Source organism: Pyxidicoccus sp. MSG2 (genome assembly GCF_026626705.1).
Taxonomy (GTDB): domain Bacteria; phylum Myxococcota; class Myxococcia; order Myxococcales; family Myxococcaceae; genus Myxococcus.
The window spans coordinates 848,877-873,414 of sequence record NZ_JAPNKC010000001.1; the positions used below are offsets into that span (position 1 = coordinate 848,877).

At 69.6% G+C, this 24,538-nt stretch carries 23 protein-coding genes; 13 read left to right on the forward strand and 10 right to left on the reverse strand.

Going from position 1 to position 24,538, the window contains the following annotated elements; genetic code table 11:
- The first annotated feature begins 57 nt into the window (after positions 1 to 57).
- Positions 58 to 684 (forward strand): class I SAM-dependent methyltransferase, encoded by a 627-nt coding sequence (locus OV427_RS03610; protein WP_267854711.1) that lies wholly within the window; start codon positions 58 to 60, stop codon positions 682 to 684.
- A gap of 60 nt (positions 685 to 744) precedes the next feature.
- Here OV427_RS03610 and OV427_RS03615 read toward each other — a convergent pair whose 3' ends face one another.
- On the reverse strand, positions 745 to 1,842 hold the full coding sequence (locus OV427_RS03615) for a M35 family metallo-endopeptidase (RefSeq protein ID WP_267854712.1): 1,098 nt from the start codon (positions 1,840 to 1,842) through the stop codon (positions 745 to 747).
- Between the two features lie 342 nt (positions 1,843 to 2,184).
- Complete coding sequence (locus OV427_RS03620; protein WP_267854713.1) at positions 2,185 to 3,327, reverse strand: acyl-CoA dehydrogenase family protein; 1,143 nt, start codon at positions 3,325 to 3,327, stop codon at positions 2,185 to 2,187.
- A 339-nt stretch (positions 3,328 to 3,666) separates the two neighbouring features.
- On the opposite strand from OV427_RS03620, the gene OV427_RS03625 reads away from it, so the two are divergent.
- The 4 genes from OV427_RS03625 (at position 3,667) to OV427_RS03640 (ending at position 9,747) form a co-directional block, all read left to right on the forward strand.
- Positions 3,667 to 4,749 (forward strand): efflux RND transporter periplasmic adaptor subunit, encoded by a 1,083-nt coding sequence (locus OV427_RS03625; protein ID WP_420718347.1) that lies wholly within the window; start codon positions 3,667 to 3,669, stop codon positions 4,747 to 4,749.
- A gap of 39 nt (positions 4,750 to 4,788) precedes the next feature.
- Positions 4,789 to 7,938: an efflux RND transporter permease subunit gene (locus OV427_RS03630; protein WP_267854715.1), complete on the forward strand. Its 3,150-nt coding sequence runs from the start codon at positions 4,789 to 4,791 to the stop codon at positions 7,936 to 7,938.
- Positions 7,938 to 8,516 (forward strand): MarR family winged helix-turn-helix transcriptional regulator, encoded by a 579-nt coding sequence (locus tag OV427_RS03635; protein WP_267854716.1) that lies wholly within the window; start codon positions 7,938 to 7,940, stop codon positions 8,514 to 8,516. The genes OV427_RS03630 and OV427_RS03635 overlap by 1 nt, the downstream gene beginning before the upstream one ends.
- A gap of 61 nt (positions 8,517 to 8,577) precedes the next feature.
- Positions 8,578 to 9,747 carry a hypothetical protein gene (locus tag OV427_RS03640; RefSeq protein ID WP_267854717.1) on the forward strand — a complete coding sequence of 390 codons (1,170 nt, stop codon included), beginning with the start codon at positions 8,578 to 8,580 and terminating at the stop codon, positions 9,745 to 9,747.
- On the opposite strand, the gene OV427_RS03645 is transcribed toward OV427_RS03640, so the two are convergent.
- The 3 genes from OV427_RS03645 to OV427_RS03655 form a co-directional block, all read right to left on the reverse strand.
- Positions 9,713 to 10,885 (reverse strand): CaiB/BaiF CoA transferase family protein, encoded by a 1,173-nt coding sequence (locus tag OV427_RS03645; protein ID WP_267854718.1) that lies wholly within the window; start codon positions 10,883 to 10,885, stop codon positions 9,713 to 9,715. The genes OV427_RS03640 and OV427_RS03645 overlap by 35 nt on opposite strands.
- Positions 10,886 to 10,970: 85 nt before the next feature.
- Positions 10,971 to 11,297 carry an SCP2 sterol-binding domain-containing protein gene (locus tag OV427_RS03650; protein WP_163997230.1) on the reverse strand — a complete coding sequence of 109 codons (327 nt, stop codon included), beginning with the start codon at positions 11,295 to 11,297 and terminating at the stop codon, positions 10,971 to 10,973.
- A 96-nt stretch (positions 11,298 to 11,393) separates the two neighbouring features.
- Positions 11,394 to 11,768 (reverse strand): response regulator, encoded by a 375-nt coding sequence (locus OV427_RS03655; RefSeq protein WP_163997229.1) that lies wholly within the window; start codon positions 11,766 to 11,768, stop codon positions 11,394 to 11,396.
- Positions 11,769 to 11,978: 210 nt separating this feature from the next.
- Here OV427_RS03655 and OV427_RS03660 point away from each other — a divergent pair, with 210 nt between their 5' ends.
- Both OV427_RS03660 and OV427_RS03665 read left to right on the forward strand, forming a co-directional pair.
- On the forward strand, positions 11,979 to 12,980 hold the full coding sequence (locus OV427_RS03660) for a sensor histidine kinase (protein ID WP_267863350.1): 1,002 nt from the start codon (positions 11,979 to 11,981) through the stop codon (positions 12,978 to 12,980).
- A 103-nt stretch (positions 12,981 to 13,083) separates the two neighbouring features.
- Positions 13,084 to 13,296: a twin-arginine translocase TatA/TatE family subunit gene (locus tag OV427_RS03665; RefSeq protein ID WP_420718243.1), complete on the forward strand. Its 213-nt coding sequence runs from the start codon at positions 13,084 to 13,086 to the stop codon at positions 13,294 to 13,296.
- Between the two features lie 153 nt (positions 13,297 to 13,449).
- Here the strand turns inward: OV427_RS03665 and OV427_RS03670 are convergent, their stop codons facing one another.
- The 5 genes from OV427_RS03670 to OV427_RS03690 all read right to left on the reverse strand — a co-directional run bounded on the left by OV427_RS03670 (position 13,450) and on the right by OV427_RS03690 (position 18,960).
- Positions 13,450 to 15,321, reverse strand: coding sequence for an AMP-dependent synthetase/ligase (locus OV427_RS03670; RefSeq protein ID WP_267854720.1), 1,872 nt, complete (start codon positions 15,319 to 15,321; stop codon positions 13,450 to 13,452).
- Positions 15,322 to 15,561: 240 nt separating this feature from the next.
- The gene (locus tag OV427_RS03675; protein WP_267854721.1) at positions 15,562 to 16,311 is read right to left on the reverse strand and encodes a sigma-70 family RNA polymerase sigma factor; all 750 of its coding nucleotides are present in this window, start codon (positions 16,309 to 16,311) and stop codon (positions 15,562 to 15,564) included.
- Positions 16,312 to 16,532: 221 nt separating this feature from the next.
- Entirely contained in the window at positions 16,533 to 17,957 is a 1,425-nt protein-coding gene (locus OV427_RS03680) for an FAD-binding oxidoreductase (protein WP_267854722.1), read from the reverse strand.
- Positions 17,954 to 18,511 (reverse strand): GTP cyclohydrolase I, encoded by a 558-nt coding sequence (gene folE / locus OV427_RS03685; RefSeq protein ID WP_324290051.1) that lies wholly within the window; start codon positions 18,509 to 18,511, stop codon positions 17,954 to 17,956. Before folE ends, OV427_RS03680 begins: the two co-directional genes overlap by 4 nt.
- Before the next feature lie 107 nt (positions 18,512 to 18,618).
- Positions 18,619 to 18,960 (reverse strand): Rieske (2Fe-2S) protein, encoded by a 342-nt coding sequence (locus OV427_RS03690; RefSeq protein ID WP_267854724.1) that lies wholly within the window; start codon positions 18,958 to 18,960, stop codon positions 18,619 to 18,621.
- Between the two features lie 160 nt (positions 18,961 to 19,120).
- Between OV427_RS03690 and OV427_RS03695 the strand changes: the two genes are divergently transcribed.
- The 6 genes from OV427_RS03695 (at position 19,121) to OV427_RS03720 (ending at position 24,467) form a co-directional block, all read left to right on the forward strand.
- Positions 19,121 to 19,546 (forward strand): hypothetical protein, encoded by a 426-nt coding sequence (locus tag OV427_RS03695; protein ID WP_267854725.1) that lies wholly within the window; start codon positions 19,121 to 19,123, stop codon positions 19,544 to 19,546.
- A 75-nt stretch (positions 19,547 to 19,621) separates the two neighbouring features.
- The gene (locus OV427_RS03700; protein WP_267854726.1) at positions 19,622 to 20,980 is read left to right on the forward strand and encodes a zinc-regulated TonB-dependent outer membrane receptor; all 1,359 of its coding nucleotides are present in this window, start codon (positions 19,622 to 19,624) and stop codon (positions 20,978 to 20,980) included.
- Between the two features lie 25 nt (positions 20,981 to 21,005).
- Positions 21,006 to 21,929: a metal ABC transporter substrate-binding protein gene (locus OV427_RS03705; RefSeq protein ID WP_267854727.1), complete on the forward strand. Its 924-nt coding sequence runs from the start codon at positions 21,006 to 21,008 to the stop codon at positions 21,927 to 21,929.
- 4 nt (positions 21,930 to 21,933) lie between these two features.
- A complete protein-coding gene (locus OV427_RS03710; RefSeq protein WP_267854728.1) occupies positions 21,934 to 22,806 on the forward strand; it encodes a hypothetical protein in 873 nt (290 codons plus the stop codon).
- Positions 22,807 to 22,822: 16 nt separating this feature from the next.
- The gene (locus tag OV427_RS03715; RefSeq protein WP_267863351.1) at positions 22,823 to 23,614 is read left to right on the forward strand and encodes a metal ABC transporter ATP-binding protein; all 792 of its coding nucleotides are present in this window, start codon (positions 22,823 to 22,825) and stop codon (positions 23,612 to 23,614) included.
- Positions 23,595 to 24,467 (forward strand): metal ABC transporter permease, encoded by an 873-nt coding sequence (locus OV427_RS03720; protein WP_267854729.1) that lies wholly within the window; start codon positions 23,595 to 23,597, stop codon positions 24,465 to 24,467. The genes OV427_RS03715 and OV427_RS03720 overlap by 20 nt, the downstream gene beginning before the upstream one ends.
- Positions 24,468 to 24,538: the final 71 nt, after the last annotated feature.

Below are 24,538 nucleotides of genomic sequence, written 5' to 3' on the forward strand. Positions count from 1 at the left end.
CGTGAGCTTCGACCATGCCACGCACCCGGCGGTCCGGGGTACGGCTATCGTCGAGCCATGGCCGTGCTCGAACCCGAGGCCCTCCGAGCCGAAGTGCTGCGCGGGAAGCTCCGCGGCGATGCGCTCATGGCGTTGCTGGAGTCACTGCCACCCGCCGAGCGCGATGCCTGGGTGGAGCGCCTGCTGGGACTCCCCCCCGCGCCCGGCATGGAGCACACGGGAGAAGGCGAGCTCATCGGCCACCACGCGAGCGGCGTGGGCGCCCTGCTCCAACTCATCCGCGACGTGCCCATCCGCGCCACCGACGTGTTCGTCGACGTCGGCTCCGGACTCGGCAAGGCCACGCTGCTGGTGCACCTGTTGACGGGGGCGACGGCGGTGGGGCTGGAGCTCGAACCCGCGCTGGTCGACGCCGCGCGACGGCATGCCGAAGGCCTGGGCCTCACCGGCGTCACGTACGTGCACGGGGACGCGCGGCAATCCGTGCCGGAAGGCACCGTCTACTACCTCTACCTGCCCTTCACCGGCGGAGCGCTCGAGGCGGCCATGGCGCGCCTGGAAGCGGCCACGCGTGGGCGCACGGTGGTGGTGTGCACGCTCGGGCTCGACCTGTCGCGCTGGCCGTGGCTGCGCGCTCGCGAGTCCTCCGACTTCTGGACGTGCATCTACGACCGCGTGCCCTGAAATGCGAAGGGACGGGAGCGTCTCCGCCCCCGTCCCCGCGAATCACTTCACGCCGTCAGCTCAGTTCTGGGCCGGCGTGTTCTCCGCGAAGTACTCGTGGCTGTCGGCGTTATCCAGCGCCTGGGCCGGGTTGGAGAGGGCCAGCGACTTCGCGCCACTCTGGCCGTAGACGTGGTCGTCCGTGCCTGCCACCGCGGTGAAGTGGCTCATCTCGTGGATGAGCGTGCCACCCTTGGAGTCGGTGCCCGTCATCGGCGCGGACCAGAAGGCCTTGCACACGTAGATCTTGTACGGCTGCGCCGGGTAGACGTAGGCGTAGTAGGTCTTCTTGCAGCCGCAGTCGACGGTGACGGGCTTGGTGTCGAAGGCGTCCTTGATGGCCACGAAGTGCGTCTTCGCGGTGTTCCACCCGCTCGACGAGAAGGCCCCGAACCAGGTGGTGTAGCGCGGCGTGCCCGACGGCGTGCCCGCCAGGTAGGTGTTCGCGCCGTTCGCCATGGTGCTGGCGGCGTTGAGCGCCTGGAGGGCGGTGGCCTGCTGGGTGGCGTCACACTTGCTGTACGTCACCGCGCCCAGGGTCACCGTCCCGCCCGGAGCCGCCGCGGCCTCGCGGTCGACATTGGCGCGGCCCTCCACCCACACGTCCACGCTGTTGGAGGCGAACGCGGCCACCGAGCCGTGCGGCTGCGCGGCGTAGCTCACGCGGTAGCTGCCCGTGCGCGACAGGTCATAGAAGTCCGACAGCGCCACCGTGCGCGTCAGCGTCTCACCGGGGGCCAGCGTGAGGTAGTCGCTGTCCACCGGGGCCGGGCGCTTGTAGTGCGGGCCCGTGAAGGCGACGGCCGCGCCGTCCACCGTGACATCGAACAGCGCCTCCTCCACGTCGTCCGCAGGGGTGTTCCACTTGAGCAGCCGCGCCGCGCGGGAGCCGTCGTTGCGCAGGGTGACACTGACGAGGACGTCCTCGCGAGCGCTCAGCGCCGCCTTCGGCACCGACAGGCTCACGGAGATGCTGCCGGCCTCGACCGCGTCGGGCGAGGTGACCTGCGCGTCGCCCGCGGGGGTCTGGTCCTCGGGCGCCGCGCACGCACCGAGGAGGGACGCGCCAACCAGCCACCCGGCCAGCCAACGAGAGGAGACGCGAAGCTGCTTGCTCATGTGGGGGCTTCCTTGTGTGGGGAGTGGCCCGGTGGCGGCGGGGACGCAGCCGGGGTGGGCCACCTGGAGCAAGCTTCGCGCCAGCTTCCCGCCTGTGAGGGAACGCGGGTTTGGCGAGCCTCACGCGTCACACTGGAGCACCCTCGCACCACGCCGGACGCAAAGGAAGTTTGCAATCCGGGGGCGCTGGCGACGAATCCCCAGTGGTATCAGACGTTTGGCCGGAGCAGTGGGTGACCTGAAACAGGTCGGCTTCCCGTCCCACGCTTGCAACAGCCCCACGTTCGGCGCGCTGCGCCCGGGAGCCGCGCCCAAGGCACGGCCCCCGGCGGAGTCACGGCCTCAGAAGCCGTAGAGCTTGGAGAGGATCTCCTTCATCACCTCGGAGGTACCACCGCCGATGGTGATGAGGCGCACGTCCCGCCACATGCGGGCGATGGGCGTCTCCTCGATGTAGCCCATGCCGCCGAAGAACTGCTGGCAGTCGTAGGCCACGCGCTGGGCCAGGTCTCCGGCGAACAGCTTCGCCATGGAGATCTCCTTCACCGCGGGGACCTCCTTGCGGTCATACGTGTCCACCGCGTGGTAGGTGAGCCGCTTCGCCGCTTCGATGGCCGTCAGGTGCTCCACGAACTTGTGGCGCCACACCTGGAACTTCAGCAGCGGCCGGCCGAACGCCTCGCGCTCGGTGCCGTAGCGGATGGAGTCCTCCACCATCCGCTCCATGCCCGCCACGGTGGTGATGGCCCCCACCAGGCGCTCGCCCTGGAAGTTGGTCATGATGGAGTAGAAGCCCTCGTTCTCCTCGCCCAGCACGTAGCGGGCGGGGATGCGGCAGTCCTCGAAGTAGAGGATGGCCGTGTCCGAGGACAGGTTGCCCACCTTGTCCAGCTTCTTGGAGACGCCGAAGCCCTTCACGTCCGTGGGGAACGTCACCAGGGAGATGCCGCCGTAGCCCTCCCCGCCCGTGCGCACCGCCAGGGTGATGAAGTCCGCCCGCGTGCCATTGGTGATCCACATCTTCGAGCCGTTGATGACGTAGTCATCCCCGTCCCGGCGCGCCGTCGTCTTGATGCTGGCCACGTCCGAGCCACAGCCCGGCTCGCTCACGCCCAGCGCGGCGATCTTCTCGCCCTTGAGCGCCGGCTCGAGGAACTCGCGCTTCTGCTCGTCCGTTCCAATCTCGTTGATGATGGGCGTGGCCATCTGGCTCTGCACCAGCAGCGCCATGTTGACGCCCGCGTTGTAGCTGCGCGCCAGCTCCTCCGCGAAGGCCGTCACGTACCAGTAGTCCAGCCCGCTGCCGCCGTACTTCGGGTCGTGGTTGATGCCCAGGAAGCCCAGCTCCCCGCACTTCTTGAACAGCTCCTTCGGGAAGATACCCGCCCGGTCCCACTCCAGGCCGTGCGGCGCCATCTCCTTCTCGACGAAGGCTCGCACCGACTTGCGAAAGGCCTCGTGCTCCTCGGTGAACGGATTGGGCATGCGCGTCCTCGATCCTCGGCAGGGGGGAAAGGATTGATTCTTGAGTCAATAACAGGCACTTCCGGAGGCCACAAGCGCGGGGGATGTCCTACCCGGGTGGGGTTTTCCCCTCGGAGAAGGGCCACGCGACGGCTCGTGTCGATTTCGCCTGCTTGCTCACTCCCCGGGTGTTAAACACCCCCCGTTCGGAGATAGTCCGTGTTGCGGAGTATCTTCTTGACAGACAGTATAGGGCCTGTAGTTTCCGGGCCGCAGACTTTCCATAGCAGCAGCCGGTGCGGCCCTCCCCAGGGAGTGGGTGCGCGGACCGGCAGGAGCAGGACGACCGTGATTCGACGCATGTGGATGGCCGCGGTGCTGGCGGCGGTGGTGACGACGGGTTGCGCCAAGGGCCATGACAAGCCGGCCCTTCCGGCGGAGCAGGGCCCCGCGGCGCTGGGTGTGAAGGCCATTGCCCCGGCGACGGAGCTGGGCGCCAACGTCACCCGCGTGACGGGCCAGGTGCGCTCCAAGCAGGAGGCCACGCTGAGCGCGCAGGCCACCGGCACCCTCGCGAAGATGAACGCGAAGGTGGGCGACAAGGTGAAGAAGGGCCAGGTGCTGGCCGTCCTCGACACCTCGAACGTGGCCATCGGCGTGGAGCAGGCGCGCGCGGTGAAGGCCGCGGCGGACGCGGGGCTGCAGTTGGCCACCAACAACCTGGAGCGCGTGCGCAAGGTGGCCGAGGGCGGTGGCATGGCCGCCGCGGGCCTGGACCAGGCGGAAATCGGCCAGAAGCAGGCGGCCGCCGCCGCGGCCCAGGCCGGCGCGGCGCTGAAGATGGCCGAGGAGACCCTGCGGGACATGGCCATCATCGCCCCCTTTGACGGCGTCATCACCTCGCGCCAGAAGAACATCGGCGACACGGTGGCGATGGTGCCGGTCACGCCCATCTTCACGCTGGTGGACATCCAGGGCCTGGAGGTCCGCGCCCTGGTGCCCGAGTCCGTGGTGGACAAGGTGAAGCCGGGCAGCAAGACGCAGGGCACGGTGAGCCCCAGCGGCATGCGCTTCGACGTGCAGATCGCCACGGTGGGCTCGGTGGTGGACACCACCAACCGCACCGTCGAGGTGCTGGCGGACGTGGTGGGCGAGACGGCCTCGCCGCTGCGCCCCGGCGCCCTGGTGGAGCTGGACTTCTCCTCCGTGGGCGAGGCCGACGACAAGGGCCTGTTCCTCCCCGCCCAGGCCGTCAACGCCAAGGGCCAGCAGGGCTTCGTGTGGGTGGTGCAGGACGGCACGGTGCGCAAGCGCGACGTGCGCGTCGAGCGCGTGCTGCCCGGTTACGTCCGTGTCCTCCAGGGCCTGGGCGCCGACGAGCGCGTGCTCGCCGACTCCTCCCTGGACGTGAAGGAGGGCACGGCCGTCCGCGTTGTGCAGTGACGCCTGCCCTCCCCCCTTCGACTTCTTGGGAGCTCCTGAATGAGCCCGCTTAAAACCTTCATCACCCGCCCCATCTTCACCGCCATGCTGATGCTGGCGGTGGTGGTGTTCGGCATCAATGCCTATCCGCGCATCGGCGTGGACCAGTTCCCCGACGTGGACTTCCCCGTCGTCACCGTGACGACGGTGCTCCCGGGCGCGGACCCGGAGACGATCGAGAAGAACGTCAGCGACCCGCTGGAGGAGGCGCTCAACACGCTCAACGGCGTGGAGCAGCTGCGCTCCGTCAACGTGGAGAACGTGTCGCAGATCATCGTCCGCTTCACCCTGGGCACCAAGGTGGACGTCGCCGCGCAGGACGTGCGTGATCGCGTGCAGGCCACCCTGCGCAAGCTGCCGGCGGAAATCGAGACGCCGGTGGTGGAGAAGTTCGACATCGGCGCGGCGCCCATCATGACGCTGTCCTTGTCCGGCCCGCTGCCCATCGAAACGCTGACCAAGACGGCCGAGGACGTGGTGAAGCCGGCGCTGCAGCGTCAGGCGGGCGTGGGCAGCATCGACGTGACGGGTGGCCGCGAGCGGGAAATCCAGCTCGTGGTGGACCCGGAGCGGCTGCGCGGCTTCGGGCTGGCCATCAGCGACGTGAGCCAGGCGGTGAAGGCCCAGAACCTGGACGTGCCGGGTGGCCGCACCATGGACAGCGGCCGCGAGCGCGTGGTGCGCCTCACGTCCGAGGTGAAGAGCGTGGAGGAGGTGCGCAACCTCATCATCGCCAGCCCCAACGGCGCGCCCGTGCGCGTGCGCGACGTGGCGGACGTGGTGGACGGCCCCGCGGAGGCGCGCTCGGGCGCGAAGTACGCGGACCGCAGCGCCGTGGCCATGGTGGTGCGCAAGCAGTCCGGCGCCAACACGGTGCAGGTGGCGGAGCTGGTGAAGGAGTCGCTGGGCGAGCTCAACAGCAAGCTGCCCGAGGGCGTCAAGGTGGAGCTGGTGACGGACGGCGCGAAGTTCATCCGCTCGTCCATCGCCGCGGTGCAGTTCGACCTGGTGCTCGGCGGCATCCTCGCGGTGATCATCGTGCTGGTGTTCCTGCGCAACGTGAACTCCACGCTGGTGGCGGCGATTGCGCTCCCGGTGTCGGTGGTGGGCACGTTCGCCGTCATGGCGGCGCTGGGCTTCACCTTCAACATCATCACGATGCTGGCGCTGACGCTGTCCATCGGCCTGCTCATCGACGACGCCATCGTGGTCATCGAAAACATCGTCCGCCACCTGGAAGAGGGCAAGACGCCCATGCAGGCGGCGCTGGAAGGGGCCGGTCAGATTGCCCTGGCGGTGCTCGCGGTGACGCTGGCCATCGTCGCGGTGTTCATCCCCGTGGCCTTCATGGACGGGACGATGGGCATGTTCTTCTACCAGTTCGGTGTCACGGTGGCCGTGGCGGTGATGATCTCCTACGCCGTGTCCATGACGCTGACGCCCATGCTGTCGTCGCGCATGCTGCGCCACCACGGCGCGCCCACCGGCCTGTCCGCGGTGGTGGAGAAGGTGCTGGTCGGCACGGAGAACGGCTACCGCAAGGTGCTGGCGGCCATCCTCCGGCGCCGGGCGCTGACGCTGGTGGTGGCGGTGGGCGTGCTCTTCGCCACCTTCGGCATGGCGCGCTTCCTGAAGTTCACCTTCATCCCCGAGCAGGACAACGGCAACATCAAGCTGGCGGTGGAGCTGCCCATCGGCTCGACGCTGCAGGAGACGCAGGTGGAGCTGGACCTGCTGTCCGCGCAGGTCCGCGCGCTGCCCGGCATCGCCTCCACCTTCTCCACCGTCGGTGGCGGTGTGCAGGAGGAGGTCCACAAGGGTGAAATCATCATCAACCTGGTGCCGCTGAAGGAGCGCGGCTTCGGTCAGGGCGAGCTGAAGGCGTACCTGCGCCGCACCATCCACCCGCGCTCGGGCGTCAAGGCCACGGTGCAGGACATCTCCCCGGTGGCCGGTGGTGGCAACCGCACGCAGGCGGTGCAGTTCAACCTGCGCGGCGACAACTGGCAGGACCTGGTGACGTCCGCGGAGAAGGTGCGCCAGGAGATGCTGAAGAACCCGGGCCTGGTGGACGTGGACCTCACGTACCGCTCCGGCAAGCCGCAGTACGACGTCGAGGTGGACCGCGAGCGCGCGGCCGCCCTGGGCGTGCCGGCGGCGTCGCTGGGCGCCACGCTGCGCGCCTTCCTGGGCCGCGACAAGTTCGCGGACTACCGCGAGGGCGGCGACACGTACGAGGTGAAGCTGCGGCTGCCGGAGGAGACGCTGGCCTCCGCGGACGCGCTGGGCAAGCTCACCGTGCGCGCGCCGAGCGGGCAGCTGGTGGAGCTGCGCAACCTGGCGAAGATCACCCCGGCTGACGGCCCGGTGCAGATCGACCGCGAGTCGCAGAAGCGGCAGATCACCCTGCTGGCCAACCTGAACAGCGGCTACGCGCTGAGCGAGGCCATCGCCTTCATGAATGGCTACGCGTCGAAGGAACTGCCCAAGACGGTCATCTACGACTTCGAGGGCAACGCGAAGGAGCTGGGCAAGTCGATGGCGGCATTCGGCTCCGCGCTGCTCCTGGGAATCATCCTCATCTACATGATTCTGGCGGCGCAGTTCGAGAGCCTCATCCACCCCTTCACCATCATGATGTCGCTGCCCTTCGCGCTCATCGGCGCCATCGGCGCGCTGCTCATCACCGGGCAGGCCATGTCGATGTTCGCCCTCATCGGCATCATCATGCTCATGGGTCTGGTGGTGAAGAACGGCATCCTCCTGGTGGACTTCACCCTGCAGCTTCGCGAGCAGGGGAAGACGGCCACCGAGGCACTGCTGGAGGCCGCCCCGGTCCGTCTGCGGCCCATCCTGATGACGACCATCGCGATGATCGCCGGCATGATTCCGGTGGCGGTGGCCCGCGGCGACGGCGCGGAGACGCGCGCGCCCATGGCCATCACCATCATCGGCGGCCTCGTCACCTCCACGTTCCTCACGCTGGGCGTGGTGCCGGTGGTGTACTCGCTGATGGACCAGCTCACGCAGAAGTTCAAGCGCCGCCGGGGTCCGGGCATGGCCCCGGGCACGGGGACGCCGCACGCGGTGGGCCCGCATGGTGAGACCCAGCCGGGGGTCGCCGCGGCGGCCCGTGTGGAGACGGCTTGATGCGACGGCCGGACGACAAGCCGGCCCTGCGCGTGGAGCCGCTCGCCGTCACGGGCGAGCCGGAGCATGAACTCGTCGAGGAGGGAGGCCTGTCGGATGAGGGCCTTCCTCCCGAGGTGGACGTCGATGCGTCCACCGAGGAGTCCCGCCGGCTGCATGAGCTCATCATCCAGCTCGGGCGGTACCGCTCACTGAGGGACCCGCTCCACGGCATCTGCGAGAACCACCAGCTCACCCCCACGCAGATCCACGCGCTGATGTGGCTGGGGAACGACGGCCCGACGAACGTGGGCGTGCTCGCGCAGCGCATCGGCATCACCAAGAAGACGATTACGGGCGTGGTGGACCGGCTGGAGCACATGAACCTGGTGGAGCGCGCCAGGGATGCCGAGGACCGACGCGCCGTCGTCGCGCGGCTCACCGAGCGGGGTGAGGCGCTGTATCACCAGATCAACCGCAGCGTGGACCAGGGCCTCCGGCGCGTGCTGGAGCTGCTGGAGCCCGACGACCAGGCGTCCCTGTTCGGGCTGCTGGAGCGGGTGCTGCAACGACTCGCCAGCCGAGCGCAGGCGATGTGAGAGAGTAGGGGCGCGCGTCGGCGGGAAATCCGTCCGGCGCGCGCACTGCTTCCCGTCGCGCATGCGCTCCTTCGTCATCCTCGTCGCCGGACTCGTTGCGCTGGTGGGGCCTGCTTCGGGCGCGCCCGCGGGAGCCCCGGTGTCGCCTCCTCCCTCCCCTGCCCCGCCTTCCCTGCTGGCGACACGGTGCCGGGCCTGGGCCGCCGACCCGCGCAATCCCTGGGCGCTGGCCCACGGCATGGTGCTGGACGGGCGCGCCTTCCGCACGACAGGCGGACGGGCCGCGGCGGACGTGGTGGTGGCGGACTTCCTCCATCGGACACCCCGCGCATCCGCGGCGGCCCCTGACCTCTTCTTCGACGCGTCCACCTCGGACGGCACGCCGGTGGAACCCCACCCCGCCCTCCAGGTGAAGACGCTGCTGCTCGCCGGCTACCCGCTGTCGCAGCGCTTCGAGGCGGCGTGGGGCCCGGTGACACTCCGCGAGCTGGTGGAGGACCTGAAGCGCGACTTCAGTCCCGCGCTGGCGTCGTCCCCCGACGGCGCCTGGACGCTGGATGCGCTGTCCCAGGTGATGAAGCCGGGAGCCACCTTCCGCGATGGCACCGGCGCCACCGTGCGCTTCGACGCGGTGATGGAGACCGCGCTCACCACGCTGGAGACGGCCCACGCCGAGCTGTCGGCGGGCCTGAAGGCCGGCCGCGCCGAGGTCCCCAAGCGCGGCCAGGGCATCTACGCCCACCCCTGCGGCGGGCTGCACTTCTTCCAGGCGGTGGCCGGCTGGGCCCGCCACCCTTCCGTGCGCAAGGCCTGGCGCAAGCGGCTGGACGCGCAGGTGGACGTGCTGCTGTACCGGCTGGACTCCGAGACGCGGCAGTACGAGACGGCCCTCGCCTCCGCGCCCGCGTACCGGCTCCCGCTGCTCGTGCAGATGCTGAAGTTCCACGGCCACCTGCTGGAGACGCTGGGCCGCTACCGGGACGACACGGGCTGGAAGCCCACGGAGGGCCAGCTCCAGACGGTGGAGCGGGCGCGCACGTACCTGGAGGGCACCGTGCGCCGGCTGGAGGCGCTGGGCGCCTTCAACGAGCTGCCGGCCATCGCCGCACGGGAGCGCCAGCTCGCGCTGGACCTCGTGGGTGACACCTGCCACGCCGCGCACGGCGAGGCCCTGTGGAGCGGGCGAAGCGGCGCGCTCAGTGCCCCAGGCGCTTCAGGTCCTCGTCGGTGAAGCCGGCCTCCGCGAGCACCTCCCGCGAGTGCTGACCCAGCGCGGGCGGCTCACGCAGCGGCGTGTCCCCCATGCGCAGCGGCGTCAGCAGATGGGTCACCTTGCGGCCCAGCCTCGCGTCCTCCGCCTCCACGAAGAGGCCCCGTGCGCGCAGCTGCGCGTCGTGCAGCACGTCGTCCCCTTCCGCCACCGCCTCGATGCACAAATCCGAGCCCGCGAAGCGCTCCTGCCAGTACGCCAGCGGGTGCTCCGCGAACAGGCGCGTCAGCTCCGCCTTCACGCGCGCCCCCGCCTCGCCCGGCGCATACGCGTCCTCCATCAAATCCATCCGCTCCAGCCGCTGGCATACGCCCGAGAAGAACTTGGGCTCCAGCGCGCCCACCGCCAGCCACCGGTCATCCGCCGTGCGGTACAGGCCGTAGCACGCGTAGCCACCGTTGAGCGCCTCCGTCCCACGCTGCAGCGGCCCGCCCTCCGTCCCCATGAAGAGCCGCGACGCCAGGTGCATGTGCAGGAAGGCCACCGCCCCGTCCGTCATCGACACGTCCACCATCCGCCCCTTCCCGGTGCGCTCGCGCTCGTGCAGCGCCGCGAGGATGCCCACCAGCGCGAAGAGGCTCCCTCCGCCGATGTCGCCCATCTGCACGCCCGGGAAGGCCGGCGCCCCACCCGCCTCGCCGCCGTACCCGAGCAGCCCCGCGCGGGCCACGTAGTTCAGGTCGTGCCCCGCCTTCAGCCGGTCCGGCCCCGTCTGCCCGTAGCCGGAGATGGCGCAGTAGATGAGGCGCGGGTTCTCCTCCCGCAGCACCGCCTCGCCCACGCCCAGCTTGTCCATGACGCCGGGCCGGAAGCTCTCCACCAGCACGTCGTAGTGGCGCACCAGCCGCTTCAGCGCCTCGCGCCCCTCGGGCGTCTTGAGGTTGAGCGTCACCGAGCGCTTGTTGCGGTTGAGGCCGTAGAACAGCCCGCTCACGTCGTCGCGCAGGGGCGGCATCTGCCGGACGTAGTCGCCGCCGTCCGGCTCCTCCAGCTTGTCCACGGTGGCCCCCAGGTCCGCCAGCACCAGCGTGGCGTAGGGCCCGGGCAACAGGCGCGACAAATCCAGCACGCGCAGTCCGGTGAGCGGAAGCGACGACATGGGGACTCCTCCAGCGGGTGGAAACGACAGCGGCGCGGCCCCCGGCAGGAGGTCGCGCCGCGCGAGCCGAGAGGCTCTGGATTCGTTACGCCAGCAGCTTGGCCAGCTTCATCGCGAGGCCCATGTCCATGGGCTTGAACTTCAGCTTGCCCTGCATGGCGGCCATCTGCGCGTTGAGCTTCTTCTCGCGGATCTTCACGAAGTCGTCGTTGCTCACCGCAACGGTCATCTTCGCGGTGCCCTCGGCACCCTTGGAGACCCAGTTGTCCGGCTTCGTCAGGTCCACCGTCCACTTGCCGCCACCTTCGCCAGAGATGTCGAAGTGGATGACGGCGTTGATCTCCTTGGCCAGCTCCGGCTTCTGCTTGAGGACGTTGGGGATTTCGGTCTCGATAATGTCCTGCGCGGTCACGGCTCGCTCCTTGGCCTGGTCGTTGATTGTTGAATCAAGACGGGGGGACCGTAATGGCGCCCCCCAGGTAGGTCAAGACAACCGATGCGCCATCCGTCAGGCGCTGGTGGATGCCGCGGTGGGGTTCAACGAGCGGCGGACCATGTCCAGCAGGTCGTTCAGCTCGAAGGGCTTGGCCAGGTGCCCCACCGCGCCAATGTCGGCGGCCTTGCTGCCCACGTTGCGGTCCGCGCTGAGGACGATGATGGGCACGTCGGCCACCGCGGGCCGCTGCCGCATCCGCTGGGCGAACTCCCAGCCATCCATCACCGGCATCATCAGGTCCAACAGGATGAGGTGGGGGGGCTCGGGCTCGAGCCGCTCCAGGGCCTCCTTGCCGTTGCGAGCGCGGCGAATCTCGAAACCCTCGGCCTCCAGAATCTCAGAGAGCGCTTCCAAGATGTCCGGGTCGTCGTCGACGACCAGGACCACCGGGGCGCCAGCATGTTGTGCGTTGTGCGGGGTCAGAGCAGTCTCCCTGGGTGCGTCGCCGGGATTCTTCCACCATGCCTGCGTCCGGCGGCGCAAGAAAGTGCGCCGGTCCTTCCAACCTGCGGCGCACGTTGCAAAACCGACAGTGGCTGTCCACCCTTTCCGTGACCTGCTGGACTGGAGGCGGAAAACGTGGCGAGCCCAAGGGACATGGGAGCAGGCGGTACCCCGGCAGCCCCCGGTCTCATCCTCCTTCCACGCCAGGGGAGCCCACGCCTGCTCGGCCGCACGCTCCTCGAGCACCTGGGCCTGAGCGAACTCCCCCCCGCCGTGACGTCCGTGGACACGCTGCTCGGCGCCGCCGGCTTCCGGCCGCGCTCCGCGGACCGGAGCGTCTGGGAGCGTGATGGCCACGCGGTGCTCGCGGGCGAGGAGTCCCTGGAGGACGGGGCGAGGCTCCTGTGGACCTTCCCGGTGCGCTGGGACGAGGAGTCCGTCCGCCGGCACGTGAAGTACCTGGGCCTGGCGTCGCACGACCTACGAGGCTCGCTGGCCAACATCCGCTCCTACGCGGCCCTGTTGCTCAACGGGCGCTCGCCGCTGGAGCCGAAGGTGAAGCGCGGCCTGGAGACGATTCTGCGCAACGCGGACCGCTCGCTGTCCTTCGCCCAGGACTTCTTCGACGCCAGCCGCGCGGACCTGGGCTCGCTCCCCTGTGAGGCGGAGCGCCAGTCGCTCCTGCCCCTGCTGGACGCGGCGGTGGAACGCCAGCGCGCGGCGGCCACGGCGGCCAACGTGGTGTTGGTGCTGGACGTGGACCCGGTGGCGGGCCTGCCGGACGTGTCCGTGGACGGCGCCCGCATCCAGCACGCGGTGGAGTCCTTCATCCAGTACCAGCTGGCGCGCGCCCAGGCCGGCGAGGTCATCCACCTGCGCGTGCGCCCCGCTCCGCCCCACGTGAGGGTGGAGGTGCGCCGCGACGGAGCGCCCCTGTCCGACGAGGACGCCTCGGCCGTCTTCCAGCGCGAGGAGCGCGCCTTCCGCGAGAAGAAGCTGGAAGACCCGCTGCGCATCTCCCTCGCCCGGCAGGAGGTGGAGGCACACGGCGGGGGCGTGGGCGTGGAGACGGACCGTGGAGGAAGTACCCTGTTCCTCACACTCCTCCTCGCCCCTCCGGCCGAGCTTGGTCCTCCGGCGAGCATGCAGGTGTAGGCGCTCCACCGGCTTTGCTGGCGGATGGTGACGCCCACCGGTATGCTCCGGCGCGTTTACGCGAAGGAGCCGTCCGATGCTCGGGCTGAAGCCTATGGAATTGATGCTGATCCTTTTCGTGCTGCTGCTCCTGTTCGGGGCCACGCGGCTGCCGCAGCTCGGCTCCTCCCTGGGGAGTGCCATCCGCAACTTCAAGAAGGGCTTCGGCGGCGAGGAAGAGGCCGCCCCCGGCCAGAAGTCGCCCGGCAACCTCGCCAGCGGCGGCGGCGTGGAGAAGGACGTCTCCAAGTCGCAGAGCCCCAGCCACCACGCCTGAAGTCTCCGGGGCCCCTTCAGGGCCCTGAAGCACCGACGCCCGAGCCACCCCGCCTTCGCGAGGTGATTCGGGCGTCGTCGTTTCCGGCCACGGCCTGTGCCGCCCCCACAAGCCCGGCCCCACAAGGGAGCCGGGCCGCGAGGCGACGGGACGTCAGTCCACGACGGCGGTGCCTTCGTACATGGCGTCAATCTGCGCCTTGTACTTGGCGTTGCAGACCTTGCGCTTCACGCTGAGCTTGGGCGTCAGCTCCCCCGTCTCCTGGGAGAAGTCCGCCTCCAGCACCGAGAAGCGCTTGATGGTGGAGTACGGCGGCATCTCCCCGTTGACGGCGTCCATGGCGGCCTTCACCGCGGCATGGACCTCCGGCCGCTTCGCGTTCTCCGCGTAGGTGCCCACCGGAGCGCCCTTGTCCTGGAGGAGCTTGCGCGCGCCCTCCTCGGACACGGTGATGAGCGTCACGAGGTACGGGCGCTTGTCGCCGTACACCATCGCCTGGCTGATGATGGCGTGCGTCTTGAGCTGGTTCTCGATGTTCTGCGGCGCCACATTCTTGCCGCCCGCGGTAACGATGATGTCCTTCTTGCGGTCGGTGATGCGCAGGTAGTTGTCCGCGTCCAGCTCGCCGATGTCGCCGGTGTGGAACCAGCCCTCGGGGTTGATGGCCTCGGCGGTGGCGGCGGGGTTCTTGTAGTAGCCCTTCATGACGCCGGGGCCGCGGATGAGGATTTCCCCGTCGGAGGCAATCTTCAGCTCGCTGCCCGGCAGGGGCGCGCCCACGGTGCCAATCTTGATCTTGTTCTCGCGGTTGACGGTGGTGCCGGCGGACGTCTCCGTCAGGCCGTAGCCCTCCAGCACCTTGAGGCCCAGCAGGTCGAAGAAGTAGCCAATCTTCGCGGACAGGGGCGCGCCGCCGGAGATGAACAGGCGCATGTTGCCGCCCAGCTTCTCGCTGATGGCGGCCCGCACCTTGGCGAACACCAACTTCTTCGCCAGCGAGAAGGCCAGGGTGTCGTACGCGCGGCCCTGCTTGCGCGCCTCCACGTACTCGTCGAAGAGCTTGAAGGCCCACCGGAACAGCCGGCCCTTGAGGCCCGGCGACGAGGAGCCGTTGGAGACGACGTTGTTGTAGACCTTCTCGAAGACGCGCGGCACCGAGGGCAGCACGGTGGGCTTCGTCTCCACCAGGTTGGCGAGGAGCTTGTCCACCGACTCGGCGATGATGAGGCGGTAGCCCATGCTCAGCCACGCGGCCTTCACCACCTGGGCGAACACGTGCGCCAGCGGCAGGAAGAGCATGACCGAGTCGGTGGGCTCCATCATGCCCACCGACTGGGAGGCCTTCGCCTCGTAGTACCAGTTGTTGTGGGTGAGGATGACGCCCTTGGGCTCGCCCGTGGTGCCGGACGTGTAGATGAGCGAGTTGGTGTCGTCCAGGCGGATGCCGGACACGCGCGTGTCGAAGGCCTCGGGGCGCGCCTGGATGGCCTCGCGGCCGTGCTTCATCAGGTCGGCCAGCGACATCTCCACGCCGCCCGCGATGGCGCCGTCGAAGACGACCACCCGCTTCAGCGAGGGCATGTCCGCCAGCTTCTGGCGGATGCGCGTGAGGCGGCCCGCCTGCTTCGCGTCCTTCTCATCGTTGTCGATGAAGAGGAACGACGTCTCCGAGTGGTTGATGATGTAGCGACACTCGTCCGGCGTGTTGGACGAATAGATGGGGACGGTGATGGCCTGCGCCGCGCTGATGGCCAGGTCACAGACAATCCACTGGAGGCTGGTGTTGCCGAAGACGGCCACCCGGTCCCCGGGTTGCACGCCCTGGGCCACCAGGGCCTCGGAGAGCGTCTTCACCTCCTCCAGGATCTGCGCCCACGTCACGTCCTGCCAACGCCCGTCCCTCTTGTGCGTGACGCCCACCTTGGAGGCGTTGCGCGCATTCTGGACGAGCAGTTGGACGAGGTTCCCATCTTGCGACCCCCCGGCCGCGGGAGCCGGAGCTGCCATCTGATTCTCTGCTCTCACTTGAGCTCCTCCTCGAAATCCGCTTTGGCCTGTCTGGCCCACGGCTGCGCGCGCCTTCCCTCGCACAACACAAGGAAAATCAAGCGCATGGCGGGTGGGTTTAGCACGCACGATTGCTTGCAGGCAAACCAACCTGACAGTCGCGTCACGCGAAAAAACGAGAGCGGGGCCGGCCGGGGAGAGAACCCGTCCAGTCCCGCTCGCTTGAGGCATCTCCCCGGGTGGGGAGGCGGCCCTGACTCACGCCGCGTCGGCGGAAGCCAGGTCGTCCATGTGCTCCTCGTTCTCGTTGAACGCGGAGAGGTAGCGCTCGAGGAAGTTCTTCGTCTTGAGCTCCACCTGGCGCACGCGCTCTCGCGATACGCCCCAGCGCTGGCCCAGCTCCTCCAGGGTGAGCGGCTTGTCCTGGGTGAGCCGCTCCGTGAGGATGTCCCAGCCCAGGTCGCCAATCCGCTTGCGGACCTTGGAGAGGGCCTCCTGGATTTCCGTGTCCTGCTCGCGCGACAGGTACACCTGCTGGGGAGAGGGGCCGCCGTCCTCGATGCGGTCGAGGAACGTGGTTTCGCCCTCCTCGTCGATGGTGGCGTCCAGGGAGAAGTCCACCATGCTGCCGCGCTCGGCCTCACCGCCGCGCACCTGGCTGCGGTTGTCCTTCAGGTACCGGGTGATGTAGGCGCGAATCCACCACACCGCATAGGTGGCGAAGCGCACGTTCTTCTTGGGGTCGAAGTGCTCGATCGCCTTCATGAGACCGACGTTGCCCTCCTGGACGAGGTCATCCAGGCGAGCGCCGCGGTTGGCGAACTTCTTCGCCACGGCGACCACGAAGGCCAGGTTGGAGCTGGCGAGCGTCTGTCGCGCGGACTCGTCTCCCTTCCGGGCGCGCCGAGCCAGCTCGTACTCCTGCTCGCGCGTCAGCTGCTGGTGCCCGCCGAGGTTGCGCAGGTAGTGCGACAGGCCCTCGGCCGCGTACTTCGTCGTGTTGGCCATGTTTCCCGTCCTCCGTTCGATGCCGGACGCGCTCGCCCCCGCCGCTCCGCGTCCACCTGCAACTAAGACGCGCAACGAACGAAAGGGTTTCTCATTCCGACTCAGAGGGACATTTCAGTCGCTGTTCCGAGTCACGGAGCCGTCAATGCCCACTGCTTCCCGATACTTGGGAAGTAAGGGGCACGACGGCCCGGCGAAAATGAGCCCGTTTCGGCTACGAATTAAGAACGCTTGGGCGCGGGGAAGATTTTCTCGGGATTGAGGAGCCCTGATGGGTCGAAGAAGCGCTTGAGGCGGCGCTGCAATTCGATGAGCCCCGGCTGCTGCTCCAGCGACAAATATTCCCGCTTCGCGTGGCCTACACCATGCTCGCCTGTGATCGTGCCGCCCAGCTCCACCGTCATCACCAGCATGCGGCGCAGGGCCTCCTCCACCAGCGGCCGTTGGTGCGGCCCCTCATAGAGGATGTTGGCGTGCAGGTTTCCGTCGCCCGCGTGGCCATACGTGGCCACGGTGAGGCCCAGCTCCGCGCCCAGGGCCTTCAACCGTTCGATGATTTCCGGAATCTTCGAACGTGGGACGACGATGTCCTCGGAAATCTTGTGAGGTTTGAGAGCACGGAGCGCCGGGGAAATGGAGCGGCGTGCGGCCCAGAGCTTCTCGCGCTGGGAGTCGTCCTGGGCCGCCAGCGTCTGGGTGGCTCCCTGCTGTGTGCAGATGTCACCCAACTGCGACAGCTCGGCGAGCAGGCCGTCTTCATTGTTGCCGTCCACCTCGGCGATGACGGCGGCGCCGGCGCCCGGCGGGAAGTGGAAGCCGCGCCCGTCCACCGCGCGCAGGGCCACGTCGTCGATGAGCTCCAGGCAGCGCGGGAGGATGCCGGCGGCGAGCACCGCGGACACGCCGCGCGCGGCCTGCAGGACGGAGGGGAAGACCACCAGGGCGGTCATCACCTTGCGTGGCAGGGGGATGAGCTGGACGGTGATTTCGGTGGCCACGCCCAGGGTGCCCTCCGAGCCGACGAAGAGGCCCACGAGGTCATAGCCGGCCACGCCCTTGATGGTGCGCCGGCCGACGCGGACGACCTCACCGTCCGGTAGCACCCACTCCAGGCCGATGACGTAGTCGCGCGTGACGCCGTACTTCAGCGCGCGCGGGCCGCCGGCGTTCTCCGCGATGTTGCCGCCCAGCGTGCAGAACTCCCACGAGTTCGGGTCCGGCGGGTAGAAGAGACCCACCGCCTCCACCGCCTTCATGAAGTCACCCGTCACCACGCCGGGCTCCACCACCGCGGTGAGGTCCTCCACGGAGATGGAGCGGATGCGCTTCATGCGCTCCAGGCTCACCGCCACGCCGCCGCACAGGGGCAGCGAGCCCCCGCTCTTGCCACTGCGCGCCCCGCAGGGCGTGAAGGGCACGCCGTGCGCGTTGCACACCTTGAAGACGGCGGACACCTGCTCCGTCGTCTCCGGGAAGACGACGGCGTCCGGCGCGTACACGCCGCTGTCCGACTCGTCGCGCGCGTAGGCGGCGAGCGTGTCCTCGTCGCGCCGCACCTGCTCCGGGGAGAGCGAGCGCAGCAGGTCCGCGCAGGCGCGCTCCACCCGCGCAAGCTCCACGCGGGTGAAGTGCGCGGGCGTGCTCATCGGCGGGCCCCCAGCCGCGCCCACAGCTCCCGGCGCAGCGCCCCGTCGCGCCGCAGGCCGCCCTCGTAGGCCTCCGCATGGGTGACGGCATCGCGCTGGTGGTCGCCCCGCAGCCGCATGCAGGCCTGCTCCGCTTCGATGATGCAGGCGGTGGCGGGACTGCCGAGCACTCGGGCCAGGGAGCCGGCCACCTGCCTCGCCAGGTCCTCCTGGAGGATGAGCCGGTGCGCGAAGCAGTCCACCAGCGCCGACAGCCGGCCGAAGCCCACCACGCGCGAGCGCGGCACGTAGGCCACGTGGGCGCGCCCGGTGAAGGGCAGCAGGTGGTGCGGGCACATGGAGTGGAAGCGGAGGTCCGTCACCACCACCAACTCGCCCGACGAGTCCTTGGGCGCGGGGAAGGTCTCGCCCAGCGCCGCCTCGGGCGTCCGGGCATAGCCGTCGAGGAACTCGCTCACCCAGGCCTCGGCCACGCGCTCGGGGGTACCCTCGAGGTTGGCGTCCTGGAGCGGCAGGCCCGCGGCGCGCAGGAAGTCCTCCACCGCGCGGGCCATGGCCGCCCGGTCCGGGACGACGGCGGAGGGAGTCTGGGCGGTGGCGCTCTTGCGACGGGCTCGGGGAGGACTCAAGGGGCGGGCGCTCCTGGTGTGGGGGGCGGCGTTCAGCGGGCCGGGAAACTACCCGATGCGGACAGGAGGATGTGCTCGCCCTCCACACGCACTTCGTAGATGCGGACACCCGCGCCGGGTCGCCGCGAGCACTGCCCCGTCCGGACGTCGAACGGCCAGGCGTGTAGCGGGCAGTGCAGCACATGCCCGTCCAGGTCGCCCTCCGACAGCGGGCCGCCGCGGTGGGGGCAGGTGTCGTCCAGGGCATGGAGGCGCCCCTCCACCCGGACGAGCGCCACCCGGGTGCCGCCCACCATCACCACCGCGCGGCCCCGGTCGTCCAGGTCCGCCAGCGTCGCCACCGGAATGAAGTCACCGTCCGGATGTCCTTGCATGCGCGGGTCTCCAACGCCTGGGGGCGCGTGACGCATCCCGCCGCCGTGAATGTGAATGGAGGAATGCCCGGCACGTCCATCTCCATGAACACGGTGTGATAGCTTGCCTTGACACTCCAAGGGGTCCGTCAGTACAGCACCCAGGCTCATCCCTCTTCCGATGACCCGACACGCTCACACCTTCTCCCGGTACATCGCGACGCTGCTCGTCGCGCTGTGGGCGTGTCAGCCGGTGGGTGCGCTGTTGCACGGGAGGACGGCGCACGCGCACCGCTTCTGCCCGCAGCACCAGACCTTCGAGGAGTCGGCGCGCGGCACGGGCTCGGGCCTGTCCCGGCTCGCCGCCGCGCGCAGCCCCCAGCTGAGCGCCGTCCCCGACGCCGCGACGGACACGACGGGCCCGCTGCACGAGTCCTGCCCACTGCTCACGTCCAGCTCGCGCGACGAAGTGGCGGCCTCGCGCCCGGTGACGTTCTCACTGGAGCGGGTCGTGGTGTGCGCTCCCGCCACCGCGCCGCCCAGGGCCTCCCCTCCCCTCGCCATCCTCGCCACCGCTCCCAAGGCCTCTCCTCCCGCACGCGGCTGAAGTCGCGTCCTGTCGGGTCATCAGCCTTTGGTCGACGTCCGCTTGCGCGGGCGTCCGGTACGAGGAGCATCCCAGGTGTCCACCGTGTCCAGGCGTCCCAGCGACGCCCTCATCGTCGTGTCCGTCGTCACCCTCCTGTCCACCGCCAGCGCCGCGGCGCAGGAGACGTCTCCACCCACTGAATCCACACCGCCCGCGGCCGAGTCGGGCCCTCCCGGGGAGGCGCCCCCCGCCGAGCTCAGCCCGGAGGAGCTGGAGGAAATCCAGAAGGCGCTGGGCAGCGACACGCAGGAGGCGCAGCAGAACGCGCCCTCCGGCACCGCCAGCGCGCCGCAGTCCTCGCCCGGGGGCAACACGCTCGCCGTGCCGGGACTGAACACCAGCGGCACCAACTTCCTGGACCTGAGCCTCATCCTCGACGTGGCCGGCGCGGCCTTCACCGCGAAGGAGCCCTTGCAGACCGGTGGACATGACCCCACCCACAACGGCTTCAACCTCCAGCAGTTGGAGCTGTCCATCGGCTCGGTGGTGGACCCCTACTTCCGCTTCGACGCCAACCTCGTCTTCAGCCAGTTCGGCGTGGAGATTGAAGAGGCGTACGGCACCACGCTGGCACTGCCCGCCAACCTCCAGGTGCGCGCGGGCCAGTTCCTCACGCGCTTCGGACGCATCAACGCCACCCACCCGCATGCGTGGGACTTCGTGGACCAGCCCTTCGCCGTGGGCCGCGTCTTCGGCGGCGAGGGCAACCGCGGCCTGGGCACGGAAGTGTCGTGGCTCACGCCCCTGCCCTGGTACGTGGAGCTCATCGGCAGCGCCACCGATGCCGTCGGAGAAGGCACCGCGCGCAGCTTCTTCGGCGCGACCGACGAGCGCGTGCTGTCGCCGCTGGACCTCCAGCTCACCGGCGCCGTGAAGCAGTTCTTCCCGCTGTCGGACAACCTGTCCCTGCTGTGGGGACTGTCCGCGGCCACCGGGCCCAACCCCACCGGCCACGACAACCGCACGGACGTGTACGGCACGGACGTGTACCTGCGCTACCGGCCCATCACCGAGGCCAGCACCACGCTCGTCACCTTCCAGACGGAGGGCTTCTACCGCCGCCGCCAGGTGCCCGGGGGCGTGCTGACCGACTTCAACGCCTACGCCCAGGCCGCGTGGCGCTTCTCCCAGCGATGGGCCACCGCCGTGCGCTACGAATTGGGCACGGCCGCGAAGGGCGAAGGCGGCGCCACCGTCGTGGACCCGCTGGACCCGGACTGGACGGAGGACCGGCAACGCATCACCGCCAACGTCACCTTCTGGCCCACCGAGTTCTCCCGCCTGCGCCTCCAGGGCGCCACGGACCGGGTCGGCTGGCACGAGTCGCCGGACTACTCGGTGTTCCTCGCCCTCGAGCTCGTCACCGGCGCCCATGGCGCCCACGCATTCTAGACCCTCTCACAGGAGCTCACGCCCCATGCGAAACTTCCGTCTTCTCGCGGCCCTGTGCGCCGCCGTTTCCCTCCTCGCCGCCGCGCCCGCGCGCGCGGACCTCAACGTCGTCACCACCCTGCCGGACCTCGCCGCCATCACCAAGGCTGTGGGTGGCGACCACGTGCAGGTGCAGTCCCTGGCGCTGTCCAGCCAGGACCCGCACTTCGTGGACGCCAAGCCCAACCTCGCCCTGGCCCTCAACCGCGCGGACCTGCTCATCGCCATCGGCCTGGATTTGGAGATTGGCTGGCTGCCCACGCTGCAGCAGGGCGCGCGCAACTCGAAAATCCTGGTGAACAACCCGGGCTTCCTCAACGCCTCGCAGTTCCCCCGCATCCTCGAAATCCCCCAGGGCAAGGTGGACCGCAGCCTGGGTGACGTGCACCCGGGCGGCAACCCGCACTACCTCTATGACCCGCGGCAGGGCCTCGCGGTGGCGCGTGGCATCACCGAGCGGCTGGCGCAACTGGACCCGAAGAACGCCGCCGACTACCGCGCCAACCTCGCGAAGTTCTCCGATGAAATCGAGAAGGCACGCGCGGGCTGGGAGAAGCGGCTGGCCGGCATGAAGGGCGCCCCCGTCATCGCGTACCACCGGACGACGGCGTACCTGGCGGACTGGCTCGGCTTCCAGCCCATCGCCTTCCTGGAGCCCAAGCCCGGCATCCCGCCCAACCCGTCCCACGTCGCCTCGGTGCTGGCGCAGGGCCGGCAGCAGAAGGCGCGCATGTTGCTCATCGAGAGCTACTACCCGGACACCACCGCGAAGCTCGTCGCGTCCAAGATTCCCGCCCCGCTCGTCACGGTGCACGGCGGCACGGACTTCCGCGCGGGTGAGACGTACATCCAGCACATCGAAGAGCTGGTGGGTCGCATGGAAAAGGCGCTCGCCGGAAAGGGGGACTGACGCCATGAGGGCACGACTCCTCCTTCCCCTGATGCTCCTGTCCGGCTGCGCGCTGGACGCCGGCGAGGGCTTCGCCGTGCTGGAGCCCACGGTGAGCGCCAGCTACACGCCCCTGTCCTCGCGCGACGCGGGCAACGGCTTCCAGCAGCTCGCGTCCGACTTCCAGGTGCGCCTGGACGCCGCGGCGCTGGGCCTCTCCCACGTCGAGCTGCTCAGCGCCGCGAGTGGCGGGAGTAGCGGCGGAGGGAGCGGTGAGACGTTCGACCCGGCCAACCCTCCGCCCGGCTACAGCCTGTGCCACGGCGGGCACTGCCACCGCGATGACGGTGCGCTGGTGAGCTACGAGGACATCCAGGCGGAGCTGAACGGCGGCGGTGGCTCCACGTCCTCGCTGGTGGCCGCGCTGCACGTGGACGCGGAGCTGGACCTGCTGGCCTCGCAGACGCTCACACCCGAGTGCGAGCCGGACTGCGAGCTGCCGAAGGGCACCGTGTCGACCGCGCACTGGGACGTGATGGCCGTGCGGCTCCAGGGCGCGGTGAGAGACCACCGCGCCACGCCGCGCTTCGCAGGCGAGCGCCCCTTCCGCCTGGACCTGGCGGTGGAGGGAGATGAAGAGGAAGCCGAGCCGCTGGTGGAGCTGAGCGGGGCGCTGGACGTCCCCGCGGACCGCGAGCACGAGCCGCGCGTGAAGCTGGCGCTGGCCCTGGCGCTGCCCCCCACCCTCTTCGACGGGCTGGACTGGTCGGCCGCCACGCCCGGTACCGACGGCGTGGTGGACCTGGGCGCGCCGGAGAACGAGGCCGTGCGCAAGCAACTGCTGGACGCGCTGGCCGCACTGAAACCCGAGGCGGAGGTGAGCCGTGAAGACCGCTGACACGACAGACCCCTTGATGGCCGAGCACTCGGTGCCCGCCACCTTCACGCCCGGCGACCCGCTGCTCACGTGCGAGAAGCTGGTCATCGGCTACAACGACAAGCCCATGCTGCCGCCCATCGACATGGTCATCCGGCGCGGCCAGTTCGTGGCGGTGGTGGGCCGCAACGGCTCCGGCAAGAGCACCTGGTTCAAGACGCTGCTGGGGATGCAGCCCCCCGTGTCGGGTGAAATCCGCAGCAACTCGCCAGAGATGCGCAGCGCGTACGTGCCGCAGACGTCCGCCATCGACTCGCTGATGCCGCTGCGCGCGCGCGAGCTGGCAGGCTGGGGCCGGCTGCGCGGGTGGAGCTTCCTCTGGCCCTTCCCCCGGAAGGCGGACCGAGACGCGGTGGAGCGGGCCCTGGAGACGGCGGGGGCCAAGGCCATTGCCTCGCGGCCGTACCGAGAGCTGTCGGAGGGCCAGAAGCAGCGGACGCTGCTGGCTCGGCTCATCGCCACCGAGGCGGACCTGGTGCTGCTGGACGAGCCCACCGCCGCCATGGACGCCGTCGCCGAGCGCGAGACGATGCAGCGGCTGTGCTCGCTGGCGCACAATCGGGGCATGGGCGTGGTGGTGGTGGTCCACGACCTGGAGGTGGCCGCCGAGCACGCCGACATCCTGTTCTTCGTGGACCGGGAGACGTCCGCCTTCGTCATGGGAGACGCGCAGCACGTGTTCTGCCACCCCGCCTTCCGCCGCCAGTACGGCGACGAGTACTGCCAACGCGCACCCAAGGGACCCCACCGTGGAAACGATGCTCGCTGAACCCTCCAAGTGGCAGGAGTTCCTGGCGGGGTTCGAGCTGTTCCGAGACCCCCTGCTGTGCGCCCTCATCGCCGGGGGCGTGCTGGGCTTCCTGAGCGTGTACGTGGTGCTGCGGCGCATGGTGTTCGTCAGCGCCGCGGTGGCCCAGTCCGCGGGCCTGGGCGTGGCCCTGGCCTTCTTCGCGAGCATCCACCTGGGCTTCCACGTGGAGCCCGTGCTGGGCGCCACCGCCATGGCCCTGGCCGCCACGCTGCTCCTGATGACCGAGCCCACGAAGCTGAAGCTCACGCGCGAGAGCCTGCTCGGCCTGGCCTACGCGCTGGCCGGCGGCGCGGCCATTCTCGTGGGCGACCGCATCGCCCAGGAGGCCCACGACATCCAGGGCATCCTCTTCGGCACCGCGGTGCTGGTGACGCCGGAGCAACTGCACACCGTGGCGATTGCCGGCGCGCTGGTGATGGTCATCCACCTGTGGTGGTACCGGGGCATCACCTTCGCCAGCTTCGACCGCATCGGAGCCCACGTGCAGGGGCTGCCGGTGCGCCTGCTGGACGGGGTGCTGATGGTCTCCATCGGCGTCATGGTGGGCGTGTGCGCCCGCGCCCTGGGCGCGCTACCGGTGTTCGCCTTCTCCACGCTGTCCGCCATCGCCGCGCTGATGCTGGAGTTGCGGCTGCCGGCGACGTTCTTCGTGGCCACCCTCGCGGGGGCCATCTCCGGCGTGGGCGGATACCTCTTCGCCTACTTCTACGACTTCCCGGTGGGCGGCTCGCAGACGGTGCTCGCCGGAGTGCTGGTGGCTGTGGCCATGGCGGTGCGGAGTCTGATGCGGCTCGTACAGCGGGCGGCCTGAGCGGGACGCGGGCGCCGGGTTGACGGCGCCCGCCCCTCGTCGCGTGTCGCGCGGCCCGATATACGACTCCA